At 62.6% G+C, this 16,692-nt stretch carries 15 protein-coding genes and 1 pseudogene; 9 read left to right on the top strand and 7 right to left on the bottom strand.

The features are described from left to right. Positions 1–139: 139 nt before the first annotated feature. The gene (locus ACORQT_RS11605) at positions 140–883 is read right to left on the bottom strand and encodes a sulfite exporter TauE/SafE family protein (protein WP_164058061.1); all 744 of its coding nucleotides are present in this window, start codon (positions 881–883) and stop codon (positions 140–142) included. 107 nt (positions 884–990) lie between these two features. Between ACORQT_RS11605 and ACORQT_RS11600 the strand changes: the two genes are divergently transcribed. Beyond that, a complete protein-coding gene (locus tag ACORQT_RS11600) occupies positions 991–1,872 on the top strand; it encodes a LysR family transcriptional regulator (RefSeq protein WP_164058060.1) in 882 nt (293 codons plus the stop codon). 190 nt (positions 1,873–2,062) lie between these two features. Here ACORQT_RS11600 and dcp read toward each other — a convergent pair. Next, positions 2,063–4,265, bottom strand: a pseudogene (gene dcp / locus ACORQT_RS11595) (peptidyl-dipeptidase Dcp). 106 nt (positions 4,266–4,371) lie between these two features. Next, the gene (locus tag ACORQT_RS11590) at positions 4,372–5,286 is read right to left on the bottom strand and encodes a LysR family transcriptional regulator (protein ID WP_164058058.1); all 915 of its coding nucleotides are present in this window, start codon (positions 5,284–5,286) and stop codon (positions 4,372–4,374) included. 103 nt (positions 5,287–5,389) lie between these two features. On the opposite strand from ACORQT_RS11590, the gene ACORQT_RS11585 reads away from it, so the two are divergent. Beyond that, the gene (locus ACORQT_RS11585) at positions 5,390–6,556 is read left to right on the top strand and encodes an MFS transporter (protein ID WP_164058057.1); all 1,167 of its coding nucleotides are present in this window, start codon (positions 5,390–5,392) and stop codon (positions 6,554–6,556) included. On the opposite strand, the gene guaD is transcribed toward ACORQT_RS11585, so the two are convergent. Next, on the bottom strand, positions 6,538–7,854 hold the full coding sequence (guaD, locus tag ACORQT_RS11580; RefSeq protein WP_164058056.1) for a guanine deaminase: 1,317 nt from the start codon (positions 7,852–7,854) through the stop codon (positions 6,538–6,540). The two genes, ACORQT_RS11585 and guaD, sit on opposite strands and share 19 nt — an antisense overlap. Next, entirely contained in the window at positions 7,854–8,138 is a 285-nt protein-coding gene (locus ACORQT_RS11575) for a hypothetical protein (protein WP_164058055.1), read from the bottom strand. Before ACORQT_RS11575 ends, guaD begins: the two co-directional genes overlap by 1 nt. A 142-nt stretch (positions 8,139–8,280) precedes the next feature. On the opposite strand from ACORQT_RS11575, the gene fecI reads away from it, so the two are divergent. From fecI to ydfG, 5 genes are all read left to right on the top strand, one after another. After that, positions 8,281–8,805, top strand: coding sequence for a ferric citrate uptake sigma factor FecI (gene fecI / locus ACORQT_RS11570; RefSeq protein WP_444859409.1), 525 nt, complete (start codon positions 8,281–8,283; stop codon positions 8,803–8,805). Beyond that, on the top strand, positions 8,802–9,758 hold the full coding sequence (gene fecR / locus ACORQT_RS11565; RefSeq protein ID WP_164058053.1) for a ferric citrate uptake sigma factor regulator FecR: 957 nt from the start codon (positions 8,802–8,804) through the stop codon (positions 9,756–9,758). Before fecI ends, fecR begins: the two co-directional genes overlap by 4 nt. Positions 9,759–9,971: 213 nt before the next feature. Continuing rightward, positions 9,972–12,224, top strand: a complete 2,253-nt coding sequence (gene fecA / locus ACORQT_RS11560; RefSeq protein ID WP_439080368.1) for a TonB-dependent Fe(3+) dicitrate receptor FecA — start codon at positions 9,972–9,974, stop codon at positions 12,222–12,224. A gap of 199 nt (positions 12,225–12,423) precedes the next feature. Then, positions 12,424–12,945, top strand: coding sequence for a GNAT family N-acetyltransferase (locus ACORQT_RS11555; RefSeq protein WP_047575916.1), 522 nt, complete (start codon positions 12,424–12,426; stop codon positions 12,943–12,945). A gap of 125 nt (positions 12,946–13,070) precedes the next feature. Further along, entirely contained in the window at positions 13,071–13,820 is a 750-nt protein-coding gene (ydfG, locus tag ACORQT_RS11550) for a bifunctional NADP-dependent 3-hydroxy acid dehydrogenase/3-hydroxypropionate dehydrogenase YdfG (protein ID WP_033642989.1), read from the top strand. A 36-nt stretch (positions 13,821–13,856) separates the two neighbouring features. Here ydfG and ACORQT_RS11545 read toward each other — a convergent pair whose 3' ends face one another. Next, the gene (locus ACORQT_RS11545; protein WP_033650474.1) at positions 13,857–14,183 is read right to left on the bottom strand and encodes a YnfA family protein; all 327 of its coding nucleotides are present in this window, start codon (positions 14,181–14,183) and stop codon (positions 13,857–13,859) included. A gap of 148 nt (positions 14,184–14,331) precedes the next feature. Between ACORQT_RS11545 and ACORQT_RS11540 the strand changes: the two genes are divergently transcribed. Further along, the gene (locus tag ACORQT_RS11540; protein WP_033633135.1) at positions 14,332–14,700 is read left to right on the top strand and encodes a DUF1283 family protein; all 369 of its coding nucleotides are present in this window, start codon (positions 14,332–14,334) and stop codon (positions 14,698–14,700) included. 89 nt (positions 14,701–14,789) lie between these two features. Further along, positions 14,790–15,089 (top strand): DUF1161 domain-containing protein, encoded by a 300-nt coding sequence (locus tag ACORQT_RS11535; RefSeq protein WP_033642988.1) that lies wholly within the window; start codon positions 14,790–14,792, stop codon positions 15,087–15,089. Positions 15,090–15,139: 50 nt separating this feature from the next. Here ACORQT_RS11535 and ACORQT_RS11530 read toward each other — a convergent pair whose 3' ends face one another. After that, positions 15,140–16,627, bottom strand: coding sequence for an MDR family MFS transporter (locus ACORQT_RS11530; RefSeq protein WP_164058051.1), 1,488 nt, complete (start codon positions 16,625–16,627; stop codon positions 15,140–15,142). Between the last annotated feature and the right edge of the window lie 65 nt (positions 16,628–16,692).

Here is a 16,692-nt window from a genome sequence, read left to right as displayed (position 1 = left end):
ATAACAATCCATAACCACCCTGTATTTCATGAAAAAAACCAATAAGAAAAGTGTGTTCTAAACATTGCAACTCATCATATTAAAATAAACCCCAGAATAATATATCGAACCTGATTACACGTAGGTACTATCGATTCAATTAATTGAATCGCCAAATAATCTCAACGCCCAAGATTAATAGCCCAATAAAGAAGAGGCGGCGGAACAGCTGCGGGCGACAATGACGGCGCACCCTCTCCCCCAGCCACATGCCGCCCAACGCCGGCAACAGCGCCAACAGCGAACCGCCGAGCAGCGTGGCGGGCAGCGCCTGATGCCAGGCTAAACCGGCGGCCAGCGCCAGCGTCGAGACGGTGAACGACAGCCCCAGCGCCTGCACCAGATCGTCGCGCGCCAGGCCCAACGCATTCAGGTAAGGCACCGCCGGAATGACGAACACTCCGGTGGCGCCGGTCAGCGCACCGGTCACCAGGCCGCACAGCGGCCCCAACCAGGGTTCCGCCGCAGCGGAAACGCGCCAGTCGAAACGGGTAAAACCCAGCAGCGCATAACCGATCAGACACACGCCCAGCGCCAGCGGCGCCAGGCGGCCGTCGCCGGCAGTGAGCGCCCCCGCGCTCAACAACGTGCCCAGCGTGACGCACAGCATCATCGGCCAGAGCCGGCGGCACAGCGTCCCCAGCCGCGCCCCGCGCACCAACTGCCACAGGTTGGTGATCAGCGAAGGCAGCAACAGTAACGCGGCGGCCTGACCCGGCGGCATCATCAGGCTGAGCAGCCCCATCGACACGGTCGGCAGCCCCAGACCGATCGCTCCTTTGACCGTGCCGGCCAGCGTAAAAATGCCCGTCAGGGCGATAATCTCAAGTAGCGTCAGCGACATGCGTCTATCCTTATGGCGAATCAACGGCTCGATTGTGGCCGGCGGTATAGCGCGGCACAATGCGGCAATGGCAGAGCCTGCCTGCGGCAAAGACAGAGGGAAAACGCATGCATTTTGACTTTATCGATCTGCGGCTGTTGGCGGCGGTGCTCGAGACCGGCAGCATCACCGCCGGCGCCGAGCGCGTCGGGCTATCGCTGGCCGCCGCCAGCGCTCGCATGCGCGGGCTGGAGCAACAGGCCGGCGTAGCGCTGCTGACGCGCAATCCGCGCGGCGTCCAGGCGACGCCTGCCGGTGAGCGCCTGTTGCATCACGCGCGAGTGCTCTTACAGCAGCGTGAGCGGTTGCGCGGCGACCTGGCCGAGTTCGCGCCGGGCCAGCGCAGCCGGCTGCGCATCGTCGCCAATACCGTCGCCGCCGACGCTTTTCTGCCGGAGCTGTTGGCGGATTTTCTGGTGCTGCACCCGCATACCGATATCGTACTGGAGGAGCTGCCCAGCCCGGCCATCGCGCAGGCGGTCGCTGAACGGGCGGCGGATATCGGCATCGTGGCGGATCACGCCGATCTGCGCGGGCTGACAAGCTACCCTTTTCGCCAGGATCGCCTGGTGCTGGCGCTGCCGCCGGGGCATGCGCTCAGCGGTCGCCGCACGCTCAGCTTTGCGGACGCCCTGCCTTTCGAGTTTATCGGCCTGCCGGAAGAGAGTGCGCTGCAACAGCATCTGGAACAGCTGGCGATACGCAGCGGCGGCCCGATGCGATTGCGGGCGCGCGCGGCTCATTTCGACGCCATCTGCCGCATGGTGCTGCGCGGCGCCGGGCTGGCAGTGGTGCCGGAAGAGAGCGCCCAACGCCATCCGCAAATTCGGCACAGCGCACTGACGTTGACGGACGAATGGACGACCCGGCGCCTGTCGATCGCGGTGCGTGACCTGGCGCAGCTGCCGCTGCCGGCGCAGCGGCTGGTGGCGTTCCTGCGCCAAGCCTGAGGCGGCTCAGTGCGCAGTCGCGCCATCTTGTGCCTGCGGTTTCATATTCAGCGTTGTCGTGACGCTCAGCGACATCACATCGCTGCCCAACTTCTCCGAGCTGGTGGTGAACCGCTGAGCGTCGGCCAAGCCTCAAAAGACGAAGGGCGCATAATGCGCCCTTCTGTTTGCTTACCGGGAATGGCCGAACTTACTCGTCCTTCAGCCCGCGGTTGATCAGCATCGGCTCGATGCTCGGCTCTTTGCCGCGCCAGTCGATGTACAGCTTCTCCAGATCCTGGCTGTTGCCGCGCGACAGGATCATGTCGCGGAAGCGCTGGCCGTTCTCGGCGGTCAGGCCACCGTGTTCGGTGAACCACTGGAAGGCGTCGTCCGCCAGCATTTCCGTCCACAGATAGGCATAGTAGCCCGCGGCGTAGCCGTTACCCCAGATGTGCTGGAAGTAGCTGGAACGGTAACGCGGCGGCACGTAGCTGAGATCCACCTTGTCTTTTTGCAGCGACTCGGCCTCGAACTTGTCCACGTCCTGCTGCGGCTGATCGGCGGTCAGCATGTGCCAGTGCATATCCAGCAGCGCGGCGGACAGCAGCTCGGTCATGCTGTAGCCCTTGTTGAACTTGTCGGCCTTCTTGATCTTGTCGACCAGTTCCTGCGGCATCGCCTCGCCGGTCTGGTAGTGCTTGGCGAAGTGGCTGAACACTTTCGGATCGCTGACCCAGTGCTCGTTGAACTGCGACGGGAACTCGACGAAGTCGCGCGCGGTGTTGGTACCCGACAGGCTCGGGTATTCCTGATCGGCGAACATGCCGTGCAGCGCGTGGCCGAACTCGTGGAACATGGTGATCACGTCGTCATACGACAGCAGCGCCGGCTGCCCCGGCGCCGGTTTGGTGAAGTTGGCGACGTTGTAGATCACTGGCTTGGTGCCATTGAGCTTCGACTGATCGACGAAATTGCTCATCCAGGCGCCGCCGCCCTTGTTGTCGCGCTTGAAGTAGTCGGTATAGAACAGCGCCAGCGATTTGCCGTCCTTGTCGAACACTTCATACACCTTAACGTCCGGCTGGTAGACCGGAATGTCCTTGCGCTCTTTGAAGCTGATGCCGTACAGCAGGTTGGCGGCGTAGAACACGCCGTTGTTCAGCACGTTGTTCAGCTCGAAGTAAGGTTTGATCTGCGACTCGTCCAGATCGTACTTGGCCTTGCGCACCTGTTCGGCGTAGAACTGCCAGTCCCAGGCCTGCACCTTGAAGTCGCCTTTCTGCTGGTCGATCACCGCCTGAATGTCTTTGGCTTCACGTTCGGCGCGCGCGGTGGCCGCCGGCACGATGTTGCGCATAAAGCTCAGCGCGGCATCCGGCGTCTTGGCCATCTGGTTTTGCAGTTTCCAGGCGGCGTAGTTCGGGTAACCCAACAGCTTGGCCTGCTCGGCGCGCACCTTGGCCAGTCGGGAAATGGTCTGGCGGGTATCGTTGCCGTCGCCCTTCTCCGCACGCGTCCAGGAGGCGTCGAACAGCGCTTTGCGGGTATCGCGATCTTTCAGGCTCTGCAGCAGCGGCTGCTGGGTGGTGTTCTGCAGCACCAACAGCCACTGTTTCTCCAGCTTGCGCTCGGCGGCCGCCTGCGCTGCCGCGGCCAACTCACCTTCGGACAGACCGTCCAGCTTCGCCTGGTCGGTTATCGCCAGCGCGCCGTTTTTGCTCGCCGCCAGCAGTTTGTTGGTGAACTGGGTGCTCAGCGTCGCCGCTTCCTGGTTCAGCGCTTTCAGCTTGGCCTTGTCGGCGTCCGACAGGTTGGCGCCCGCCAGCTCGAAGTTCTTATAGGTGACTTCCACCAGCCGACGCGACTCCGGATCCAGCTTCAGCGCATCGCGATCTTGATAGATGGCCTTGATGCGCGCGAACAGCTTGCCGTTGAGCATGATGTCGTCGTTCAGCGCCGCCAGCTTCGGCGAGGTTTCTTCATCCAGCTTCTGCAGCGCATCGCTGGTATTGGCCGAGGTCATGGCGCCGAACACGTTCATCACCCGCGTCAGCAGCGAACCGGCCTGCTCCAGCGCCACGAAGGTATTTTTTAAAGTTAGGCTTGGCCGGGTTGTTGGCGATCTTCTCCACCTCTTCCCGCTTTTGCTTGATGCCCGCTTCGATCGCCGGCGCGTAGTCGCTTTCCTTGATCAGGTTGAACGGCGGCGCCTGGAACGGCAGACGGCTTTGATAGAAGAACGGATTTTGGGTCTTTTGCTTGTCGTGCTGATTGGCTTCACCGGTCACGGTAGCCTCCTTCGCCTGGCCGCTGGGCAGCGCGCTATGGTCGGCGTGAGGTTGGGTTTCTGCTGCCTGTGCCTGCGAGCCCAGCGCCATGCCGATCGCCAGCACCAATGTGGATAAACGCATCAAATCGAAACTCCTCCATGTTCACGGAATAAGGTCTCGGGGAATGGCTCCCTCTGAGTCACCTCCTAGCTTAGGCGCAGTTGGCAGTTTGAGCAAAAACAAGTGATTAGAAGTGAGCCGCCTCGCCGATCTGCTGTATCAGAAAGGTCAGCAGCGCGCGCGTTTTGGCCGGCAGATAGCGGCGGCCGGGATAAACGGCATACAGCTGCAGCGGCGCCGGCGGCAAGGCCAGCGGTATCTCAACCAAACGTCCGTCGGCCAGAAACGGCCGGCAGCCGAGCTCGGAGAGTATGGCGAACCCCACGCCGGCCAAGGCCGCCTTCAGCGCCATCTCCCCGCTATTGACGCGATAGCGCGCATTGACCGGGACGGTAACGAACTTGCCGTCCGGACGGACGAATTGCCACGGCATGCCCTTCAGCGCATCCACCGTACTGATACAGGGCAATTGCGTGAATTGCTCAATCTCCGACGTCGGCGGCCACTGCGCCACCAGCGCCGGCGCAGCCACCACAATGCAGGGAAAGGTCGCCAGCGGCTGCGCGACATAGTCGCTGTCGTCCAACAGGCCCCGGCTGACCATGACCGCCAGATCGACATCGTCAAGCAGCGACGCCATGCCCGCCAGATTGGTGACGCAGCTGATTTCGATCTGCGGATGCTGCAGGGCGAAGGCCGCCAACGGATCGCCCAACAGATATGGCCCCACTTCATTCGGCACGCACAGGCGCAGCGGCCCGCGCAGCTGTTGCTGCCGTTCGCTGAGCGTTTGCGCGGTGTGATCGAGCGACACCAGCAACGGCTGAGCCCGCTCATGCAACAGTTGGCCGTTCGGCGTCAGCCGCATTGAGCGGGTGCTGCGCTCGATTAAGCGCTGGTCGAGTTGGCGCTCCAGCTGCGAGATAGCGCGGCTGACGTTGGAGGTAGGCATCGCCAGCGCCCGAGCGGCCCCGACGAAGCTGCCTTGCTCCACCACCGCCACGAAAATGCGTAACAGGTTTAAATCCAATTTGGCGCGCATGATTATCCCACATTTGATAACAAACCATGCCATTTCTACCACCTAATCCCGCGCAACGCCACGCGCTACACTGCCGGCCTGACTCTGCAACCGATGGATGCTTATGACACCCACGAGAAAGCTGACGGCGATAGCGCTGGTCATCGCCTTTATTCAATTCACCAATGCCCTGGAATACATGGTGTTCAACCCGATATTTCTCTATATGGCCGCCGACTTTTCCGTGCCCGTCAGTTACGCCGGTTATGTCAGCGCGGCCTATACGCTGGCGGCGGTGATTTCCGGCATCGGCGCGTTCTATTGGATCGGCGGCGTTGAAAAGCGGCGTTTTCTGCTGCTCAACGTCGCGCTGCTGGGGGTGACGACCTTACTGATCGCCGCAACCCAGCAGTTTTATTGGCTGTTGGCGCTGCGGCTGCTGGCCGGTCTGCTGGGCGGCACCACGATGGGCGTGGGGTTCGGCTTGCTGCTCAACGCCGCGCCGGCCGCGCTGCACGGCCGAATGTTGGCGACGGTGATCGCGTCTTTTTCGCTGGTGAGCATCGTCGGCATGCCGGGCATGCTGTACCTGTGCGAGGTGGCGAACTGGCGCGCCGCGCTGGTGACTATCGGCGGGCTGTGTCTGCTGGCGGCGGTGTTGGTGGCGCTGTTCGTTCCCAGGGATGCGCCGCAGCCACAGGCTGCCGCGCCCGTCACGCTCGATCGCCGGCTGTTGCTGTTCGCCTCCGCCGCCGGTCTGACGCAGTTCAGCCCGATGCTGCTGATCCCGGTGCTGGCGCCGCTGCTCACCCAGCGGTTACAGGTGGCAGACGCGCATTTGTCCTGGTTGTTTCTGCTCGGCGGCGTGGCCGGCTATCTGGCGACCGTGCTGGCGGGCCGCTGGTTGCAACGCGTTGGCGCCGTGACGCTGACGCTGGGCGCCACGCTGTTGCTGCTGGGCAGCCTGTGGCTGGCGGCGCGCGGTGGCGATCGCGCTGAACTGTTTATGGTGACGTTTCTCGCGGCGGCCTACGCGCGGCTGGTGGCGATCTCTTCCCTGAGCATGCGCTGGCCGGACAATCGGCAACGCGCCGCCTTCGGCACGCTGCAAACCGCCCTGATACACCTGAGCGCCACGGTGGCCTTCTTGCTCTCTTCCGCGCTGCTGAGCGGCGGCCTCACCCCGCGCAGTTTGCAACGCCTGCTGTGGTTGTGCGCACTGAGCGCCGTCGCCGTCGCGCCGCTCAGCGTTTGGCTGCAGGCGCGGCTGCGTCAGCGCGACGCCCGATAAACCACCTTACCGTCCACATAGGTGCGATAAATGTTGCGATCGTCCCCCAGGGTCATCAGCATAAACCCTTGCTCCATCAGCGTGGCGCTGTTGGCGTGACGCAGCTGCTGCAGCGGCGTGACCGCCGGATCGAGCACCACGAAATCCGCCTCTTTGCCGACGTTGAAGTTGCCGATTTTGTCGTCCAGCGCCAGCGCGCGGGCGCCGCCCAGGGTGGCATGATAGAACGCTTCTACGGCGGAGAGCCGGTAATGCTGCAGCTGGCCGACCTTGTACGCCTCGCCTAACGTGCGCAGCATATTGAAGGTGGTGCCGGCCCCCACGTCGGTGCCGATACCGAGCTTCACCCGCTTGCGCCAGGCCTGCTGCAGGTCAAACAGCCCGCTGCCGAGAAACAGGTTGGAGGTGGGACAAAAGGCGATCGCCGAGCGGGTATCGCACAAGCAGTCCCACTCCTGCTCCTCCAGATGCAGGCAATGGGCGAATACGCTTTTATCGCCGGTCATGCCGTAGCGGTGGTAAACATCCAGATAGCTGCGGTGTTGCGGGAACAGCGCTTTTACCCAGGCCACTTCCTGCGGGTTCTCGCTCAGGTGCGTCTGCAGCCAAACGTCGGGATATTCTTCACGTAGCCGCTGCACCTGCGCCAGCAGCGCCGGCGTACTGGTGGGCGCAAAGCGCGGCGTAATGGCGTAACCGAGGCGGCCTTTGCCGTGCCAGCGTTCGATCAGTTCGCGCGTCTGGCGATAACTCTGCTCCGGCGTTTCCAGCAGCGCCTCCGGCGCATGGCGATCCATCATGACCTTGCCGGCGATCAGGCGCATGTTCAGCGCTGCCGCCTGGCTGAACAGCGCATCGACCGACTGTGGATGCACGGTGCCGAACACCAGCGCGGTGGTGGTGCCGTTACTCAACAACTGCTGCAGAAAGAAAGCCGACATCGCGTCGGTGTGCTGCTCACAGTCGTAACGGCTTTCGGTCGGGAAGGTGTAATTGTTTAACCAGTCCAGCAGTTGATCGCCATAGGCGCCAATCATTTCGGTTTGCGGATAGTGGATATGGGTATCGATAAAACCCGGCACGATCAGCTTGTCGCGATACTCCGTGACCGCGAAGCCCGGCGGCAGCAGCGCCTCGCCCTGCCGCCAGCTGCCGAACCAGACGATGACGCCGTCGTTCAGCAGCAGCAAACCGTCGGGAACATGCCGCAGGCGTTCTTCGAGCTGTTGCGGCGACTCCACACAGGCTGCGATATCAAAAAAATTGCCACGAATAGCCGTGGTGAATTGCAGTGCCATTATTTTCTTCCTTGTGACGACCGACCAAGCTCACCCGCGAAATAACCTGCGCCGATGAAACAAGGCTTTTTGCCCAAACGCAAAGACCGGCTTAAGCATAGCAAGCCGTATGCCAACAGGCGGCGATAAAATACATTTTTAAATAAAAACAATTGATTGGTAATTAACCTAAAAGCATAAGCCGGCGAAAGAGAATAAGACCCACGCTCAGTCTTCGACGGCGGATAAATAGCAACCGTTTGCTTGTCGAAATAACACCGCGCCGCTGCACCTTTAATGGGCAAACGACGCTCTTTACGACCGTCCGCTTTATTTCAACGCCGCGTCCGGGGGCGGAACCCCAGCCTGGAGGCAACGGCTAAACTTGAAACGATAACTATTCTCAATTATCATCCGCGCATCTTTTTGACCAGCAATGCGAAAACCATGTCCGCCACCGCCTCTGCCCCGCACGCCGCGCTGTCGCGCCTTTACGCCACCCACCACGCCTGGTTGCAGGGATGGTTGCGTCGGCGGCTGGGCTGCACTTTCGACGCGGACGATGTGGCGCAGGACACCTTTATGCGCCTGCTGAAAAGCGACGCCGCGGCGACCCTGCGCGAGCCGAAAGATTTTCTGGTCACCGTCGCCAAGCGGGTGATGGTCGATCTGTTTCGCCGCAGAACGCTGGAGCGCGCCTATCTTGAGATGCTGGCGCTGATCCCGGACGGCTATGCCCCGTCGCCGGAGCAGCGCCAGAGCCTGCTGGAAAGCCTGCAGCAGATCGACGCCATGCTCGACGGCCTGGGGCCGAAGGTGAAACAGGCCTTCCTGCTGTCGCAGCTCGAAGGCCTGGGCTATGCGGACATCGCCGCGCGCCTCGGCGTGTCGGTCAGTTCGGTTAAAAAATACATGGCCAAAGCCACCGAGCATTGCCTGCTGTTCAGCCTGGAAAACGACGTTTATTCATGAGCAACGCCATCACCCCCGAGCAGCGCCAGGCGCTGAAAATGGCCGCACACTGGTATGCCCTGCTGTGCGATGAACACGTCACCGACCGCCAGCGCCAACAGTGGCAAGCCTGGCATCAGCAGCATGACGATCACCGCTGGGCCTGGCAGCGCGTCGAAGCGTTGCAGAGCCAGCTGCAGGGCGTACCGGGCAAGTTCAGCTACCGTGCGCTCGATCGCGCCGGCCGCCAATCGGCGATCGATCGCCGCACCCTGCTGAAGAGCCTGCTGCTGTTGCTCGGCGTGGGCGGCGGCGGCTTCCTTTACCAGTCGCCGCTCGGCCGGGAGCTGCGCGCCGACTACCGCACCGCCACCGGCGAGATCAAACCCATAGTGTTAAGCGACGGTACCCAGCTGGTGCTGAACACCGCCAGCGCGGTGGACGTGCATTACGACGATCGCCAACGGCTGATCCGCCTGCACGCCGGGGAGATCAGCCTGGTTACCGGACGCGACCCCCGGCCGCTGTGGGTGCAAAGCCCGCAGGGAGCGATGCGCGCGCTCGGCACCCGCTTTTTGGTGCGTGAGAACGGCGGCGAGACGCGCCTGACGGTGCTGGAGCATGCGGTCGAAGCGCAGCTGGCGCAGGACGCGCGGCAAACTCGCCGGGTGGAAGCCGGAGAACAGATAAGCTTCAGCGCCGCGGCCTTCAGCGACAAACAACCGGCTGCGGCGGAAGACGGCTGGCTACACGGGGTGCTGAGCGTCAGCCAGTGGCGGCTGGACCGGGTGATCGCCGAACTGGCGCGCTATCGGCGCGGCCACCTGAGCTGCGATCCGGCCGTTGCCGGCCTGCGCGTCAGCGGCAGTTTCCCGCTCAACGATACCGATCGCGCCCTCGCCCTGCTCAGCCAGACGCTGCCGGTACGCCTGCAAAGCTTTACCCGCTATTGGTTGCAAATCGTCCCCGCCTGAATTTTTTAAATGAAAATGATAAAAAATCGCATTCTTGATTGTCCCTTTTGCTTTGCTCATCCGACTCCCAGGAAAACACTGCAGCAATAAATAAAAAATGATTCAGGAGAAGGTATGAACAACGCTTGGGGAAAGGTCGCTCCGGCTTCGCTTTGGGGAAAACGTGCCACGCCGCTGGCCGTGGCCATTGGCCTGGTCTTCGCTGCACCGCAGATGGCGAGCGCCGCCAGCGCCGCTGCCGCCTATCACATTCCGGCCGGTGAGCTGGACGGCGCGCTGAACGCTTTCGCCGCGCGCGCCGGCATCGCGCTCTCGGTGGACGGCGCACTAACCGCCGGTAAACGTTCGCCGGGCCTGAGCGGCAGCTACGGCGTCGATGACGGCCTGAACGCCCTGCTGGCGGGCAGCGGCCTGCAGGCTAAAGCGCTCGGCAACAACGGCTACACGCTGGCCAAACTGCCGGAGCCGCAGAAAGAAGAAGACATCACCGTGGTCGGCGACTGGCTGGCGGAAGGCCGTCAGGCAGACGTGTTCGAACACCCCGGCGCGCGCGACGTAGTGCGCCGCGAAGACTTCGTTAAAACCGGCACCACCACCGTGCGTGAAGCGTTGAACCGCGTGCCGGGCGTGGTGGCGCCGGAGAACAACGGCACCGGCAGCCACGATATGGCGCTGAACTTCGGCATACGCGGCCTCAACCCGCGCCTCGCCAGCCGCTCTACCGTGCTGATGGACGGCATTCCGGTGCCCTTCGCCCCTTACGGCCAGCCGCAGCTGTCGCTGGCGCCGGTCTCGCTCGGCAATATGGATGCGATTGACGTGGTGCGCGGCGGCGGCGCGGTGCGCTATGGGCCGCAGAGCGTCGGCGGCGTCGTCAACTTCGTTACCCGCGCCATCCCGAAAACCTTCGGCCTGGAGGCCGGCATGCAGGGGCAGCTCAGCCCGACCTCGCGCCAGGATCACCCGAAAGGCACCGGCAACCTGATGATCGGCGGCACCGCCGACAACGGCTTCGGCGCGGCGCTGCTTTACTCCGGCACCCGCGGCAGCGACTGGCGCGAGCACAGCGCAACCAAGATAGACGACGTGATGCTGAAAAGCCGCTACGCCCCGAACGAGGTGCACACCTTCAACAGCCTGCTGCAATACTACGAAGGCGAAGCGAACATGCCGGGCGGCCTGAGCCGGGCGGACTACAACGCCAACCCGTTCCAGTCTACGCGCCCGTACGACAAGTTCTGGGGCCGCCGCCAGTTGGCGAACTTCGGCTACCAATATCAGCCTGATCAGCAGCACAAGTTCGACGTGCAGAGCTTCTACACCTACACCCTGCGCAGCGGCTATCTGGATCAGGGCAAGAACCTGACGCTGTCGCCGCGCGAATACTGGGTGCGCGGCGTAGAACCGCGCTACAGCCAGAGTTTCCGCTGGGGAGATTCTGCCCATGAGGTCGGCGTCGGCTACCGTTACGTCAGTGAATCCACCCATGAGCTGCGCTACACCAGCAAGGCCAGCACCGGCAGGCTGCCGTCCACCGCCAGCCCGTACGATCGCGACACCCAGTCCGGCACCGAGGCGCACGCCTTCTATCTCGACGATCGCATCGACATCGGCGACTGGACCATCACGCCGGGCATGCGCTACGAGTACATCAAGTCGTATCAGAACAACTACATCAAGAACAACCGCCTCGACGTCAGCTATAACGCGCCGCTGCCAGCGTTGAACGTGATGTATCACCTGAACGAATACTGGAACCTGTACGCCAACACTGAAGGCTCCTTCGGCACCGTGCAATACAGCCAGATGGGCAAGGCAGTCGACAGCGGCAAGATTGAACCCGAGAAGGCGCGCACCTGGGAGCTGGGCACCCGCTACGCCGGCGATGCGCTGACCGGTGAGCTCGGGCTGTTCCTGATCAACTTCAACAACCAGTACGACTCCAACCAGGTGACCGACAGCGTGACCGCGCGCGGCAAAACCCGCCACGCCGGGCTGGAAGGCAGCCTGCGTTACGATCTGTCGCAGCTGACGCCGAAACTGGACGACCTGACCGCCTACGCCAGCTACGCCTACGTCAACGCCACCATCCGTGAAGACGGCGGCTACAAGGGCAATCAGGTGCCGTTCTCGCCGAAGCATAAAGGCACGCTGGGGCTGGACTACACGCCGGGCAACTGGGCGTTTAACCTTAACGGCGAGTTCCAATCCAGCCAGTTCGCCGACAACGCCAACACCGTGGCGGAAAGCGCCGACGGCAGCACCGGCCGCATTCCCGGCTATATGCTGTGGGGCGTGCGCGCCGCCTATGATTTTGGCCCGGAAATGGCCGGTCTGAATCTGGGCGTCGGCGTGAAAAATCTGTTTAACCACGAGTATTTCACCCGCGCCTATGACGACAATAACAAAGGTCTGTACGTCGGCCAGCCGCGCACCTTCTATCTGCAAGGCTCGGTGAAGTTCTGATCCTCAACGGCGGGCGCGGTTAACCGTGCCCGCCGCCTTTCCCGTCGACGTGACGACGTCACATAAAACCGTTCCTCCGCGTCGCCGCAGCGGCGAAAAATAAGTCGCTTCTGACGCCAATACGCGTAATATCGACGATCCGCCCCGATTTATGTGCGCGGATTTTTTGCCGTTATGGCCTGAAAAGCGAGGAAATAAAATGAATCACAATGACCTTTCTCAGTGCCGCGTTGACACCGACCGTTTGTTGATTGCCCCCTTTACCGCAGCAGACGCCGACGATGTTTACCAGGCGATCACCCCCACGCTGACGCGCTTTATGACCTTTGAGCCGGAGGCGTCGCCGGAAGATTTCGCCAACGTTTGGCAAAGCTGGCTGCCGCTGATGCGCGAAGGCGAAGAAGTGATCTTCGTCGCCCGCCGGCGCGAAGACCGGCAGTTCGTCGGCGTCGGCGGCGCGCACAACCTGCGCAGTCCCACCCCGGAGCTGGGCATCTGGGTGAAAGAGAGCCTGCATAGCCAGGGCTACGGCCGCGAAATCGTGCAGGGCATCGCGCGCTGGGCCAGCGAGCGCTTTCAGCCGCCGCACTTTCTCTACCCGGTGGCCGAGCAGAATACCGCCAGCCGCCGTCTCGTCGAGTCGCTGGGCGGCGTGCTGGCAGGCCGTTGCGAACGCATCAAGTATGACGCCGTGGTCTACCACCTGCCGCCTCAGCGCTAATCAGCATCGGGCCGCTGGCCCGGTGTGACCTTTTTTCCTTTCCGCCGTGATAACCGCTGCCACTGCCTGCGGGTTTGTGCTAATGATAGAGGCATGTAGGGTAAAAACAGTTGAGGAACAGCAACATGATTATTTTTGTTACCGGCGCCACCTCCGGTTTCGGCGAGGCCATTGCGCGCCGTTTTATCCGTGAAGGCCACCAGGTGATCGCCGCCGGGCGCCGCCTTGAGCGTCTCGAAGCGCTGCAGGAAGAATTGGGGGAAGCGCTGCACATCGTGCGGCTCGACGTGCGCAACCGCGCCGCCATTCAGCAGGTGATAGAAGCGCTGCCGGCCGAGCTGCGCCAGATCGACGTGCTGGTGAACAACGCCGGGCTGGCGCTGGGGCTGGAGCCGGCGCACAAGGCCAACGCCGATGACTGGGAAACCATGATCGACACCAACGCCAAAGGGCTGGTGAACATGACCCGCGCGCTGCTGCCCGCCATGGTCGAGCGCAACGTCGGCCACGTGATCAACATCGGTTCCACTGCCGCCAACTGGCCCTATGCCGGCGGCAACGTGTACGGCGCCACCAAGGCGTTCGTCAAGCAGTTCAGTCTGGGCCTGCGCGCCGATCTGCACGGCACGCGCATCCGCGTGACCGATATCGAGCCGGGCCTGGTGGGCGGCACCGAATTCTCCAACGTGCGCTTCAAGGGCGATGACGGCAAGGTCAATAAAACCTACGAAGGCGCCGATGCGCTGACGCCGGAAGACATCGCCGAGTCGGTATTCTGGGTCGCCACGTTGCCGGCGCGCGTCAACATCAACACGCTGGAAATGATGCCGGTCAGCCAGTCCTTCGCCGGGCTGAACATCCACCGCGGCGCCTGAGCCCTGTCGGCGGGAGGCGACTCCCGCCGTGTTTCCTCAGGCCGCGCGCCAGCCGGAAACAATAATCAGCATGCCCGCCAGCGCCACCCCGGCGCCGACCCAATCCAGCGTAGACAGCTTCACGCCGTCCACCACTCGCAGCCACAGCAGCGCCGTCGCCACATACACGCCGCCATAGGCCGCGTAGACCCGCCCGCTGGCCGCAGGATGCAGCGTCAACAGCCAGACGAACAGCATCAGGCTCAAGGCCGCCGGCAGCAGCAGCCAGGCGCTGCCCTGCTTCTTGAGCCACAGGTAAGGCAGGAAACAGCCGATAATTTCAGCGAGCGCAGTGGCGAAAAACAACAGCGTAGTTTTTAACATCGGTCGCAGTTTTCTCTCGATAAAGTAAACGAATCGGCGCTTGGCTGGTGAATTCCAGGAGCGCAGTGGTATATTTGTCACCACGCCTGCGGGCGAGGTAACGCCAGTGCCGCCTTCATCAGGCGCACTCACTCATAAGGATGAAACGATGAAAACATTTTCGACCCAACGACTGCTGCGCGGGATGCTGCCGGTCGCCATGCTGGCCGTAATGGGCGCCTGGCAGGCGCCGGCGCTGGCTGCCACCTGCACTCAGGGCAGTACCTGCGTCACCGTCGATGGCAAAGGCAGCGGCGCGATGAGCACCGAAGAAGCGCGCCAGAGCAAAGAGCAGTGGAATGATACCAAATCCCTGCGCCACAAGGTTAACACCCGCGTCGAGAAAGAATTCGACAAGATCGATCGCGCGGCGGATGACGAAGATCGCTGCAACGACAGCAACAACGTCAACGCCTACTGGGAGCCGGACACCCGTAAATGTCTGGATCGCCAGACCGGGCGTCGGATTAATCCTTAATCCGCCTGCGGCGGGCGGGCAAGCGTGAAACCCGGCCGCCGTTGCTGCTATCCTGTTACAGGAAGTCCATTGTCTAAAAGGATGACGTGATGAAAAAAACGCTGATATTAACCGCTGTGTTGCTGGCCGGCGCGCCGATAGCGGCCCTGGCCTCCTGCGAAAGCGTGAAAGCGGACATTTCGCAAAAAATCGTCAATAACGGCGTGCCGGAGTCCGGCTTCAAACTGGAGATCGTGCCCAACGATCAGGCCGATCAAGCGGGCGGCCAGGTGGTCGGCCACTGCGAAAACGACACCCAGAAGATCGTCTATACCCGCCTGAACAACGGCGACGATCGCGGTGACGCGGCGCAGACCGGCACCAGCCAGGACACCTCCAACACACAGTAAGCCGCTTCGGCTACCCAGGGCGCGCAACAGCCGCGCCCTTTCCTTTTCCCTTAAGCCTGCTCCGCCTCTTCCTCTTCGCCCTGCGGTCGACAACGCGCCGGGATCAGCATCGCCGCCGCCAGCGCCAGCAACGACACCAACGCCGACACCAGGAACACCCAATGCAACGAAGCCGCCACCTGCTGGATCAGCTGCGCCAGCGCTTCGCTCCCCATGCTCTGCCGCACCGCCGGCTCCATCAGCCGTTGCACCGGATCGTCGATTTCCGGCAAACGCCACTGCAGGTTGAGGTTCAGCGTGGCGCCCAGAATGGCGGTGCCGATGGCCGACCCCACCATGCGGGTAAATACCGTACAGGCGGTGGCGATGCCGCGAATGCTGTAATGCGCCGCGTTCTGCACCGACACTAAAAACGTGGTGTTGCACAGCCCCATGCCGGCGCCGACCATAAACGCCGCCACCCGGCCCCACAGCAAGCCGCCCTCCGGCTGCAGCAGCAGCAAGATCAGGCCGCCCGCCACCAACAACAGCGCGCCCAGCAGCGCCGTGGCGCGGTACGAGGTCATCAGCATCAAGCGGCCGCTCAGCGTGCTGGCCAGCGGCCACCCGATCGACATCAGCGCCAGCGTGGTGCCCGCCTCCAGCGGCGAGCCCCCCATCACGCCCTGAATGAAGGTCGGCAGAAAGGCGCTGATGCCCATCATCGCCGCGCCGATCACCAGCCCGCCGATGTTACCGGCGACGATCACCCGGCTTTGCCACAGCGCCAACGGGAACAGCGGTTCGACCGCGCGCCGCTCCTGGCGGACAAGCAGCGCCAGCGCCGCTGCCGCCAGCGCAAACAGCGGCACCACCCACCAGCCCAGGCTTTCCATCTGCAACAGCGCCAGCAGCAGCGCCGAAACGAACAGCGTCAGCCAGGCGGTGCCGGCCAGATCCAGCGCGTGCTGGCGCAATGGCTGATGCGCCGGCAGATAGCGCCAGAGGAAGAACATCGCCAACAGGCCGATCGGCAGGTTGACCCAGAACACCAACGCCCACGGCAAATGCTGCACGATAAACGCCCCCAACAGCGGGCCGATGATCGCCGACACGCCCCACACGCTCGACAGGTATCCCATCACCTTCGGCCGTTCGGTGGCGCTGTAGATATCGCCGATGATGGTGGAGGCGATCGGCATGATGGCGCCGGCGCCCAGCCCCTGCAGCAGACGAAAGGCGATCAGCCAATACATGTCGGGGGCGAAACCGCACAGTACCGATCCCAACAGGAACAGCGTGGCGCCGAAGAAGAACACCCGTTTGCGGCCGTAGAGATCCGCCAGCCGCCCGTAGATGGGAATGGTGATCGCCTGCGACAGCAAATAGACCGCGAACACCCAGCCCAGCAGCGAGAAACCGCCGAGATCGCCGATGATGGTCGGCATGGCGGTGGCGACGATGGTGGCTTCGATCGCCGACATGAACATCGCCAGCATGCAGGCGATCAAAATCAGCGGGCGGTGAGCGATGGGTGCGGGTGAAACGTTATTTGTCATGGCGTTATGCAGGTTTCCTGGCGTTTTTGTTTTCCCTGAGTATATCAGCAAGCGCCTGCGCCGAG

It is taken from the genome of Serratia sp. (in: enterobacteria), assembly GCF_052400455.1.
Classification (GTDB): domain Bacteria; phylum Pseudomonadota; class Gammaproteobacteria; order Enterobacterales; family Enterobacteriaceae; genus Serratia; species Serratia ureilytica.
The sequence above is the reverse complement of the archived record's forward strand: the minus strand, read 5'-3'. Positions and strand labels throughout refer to the sequence as shown.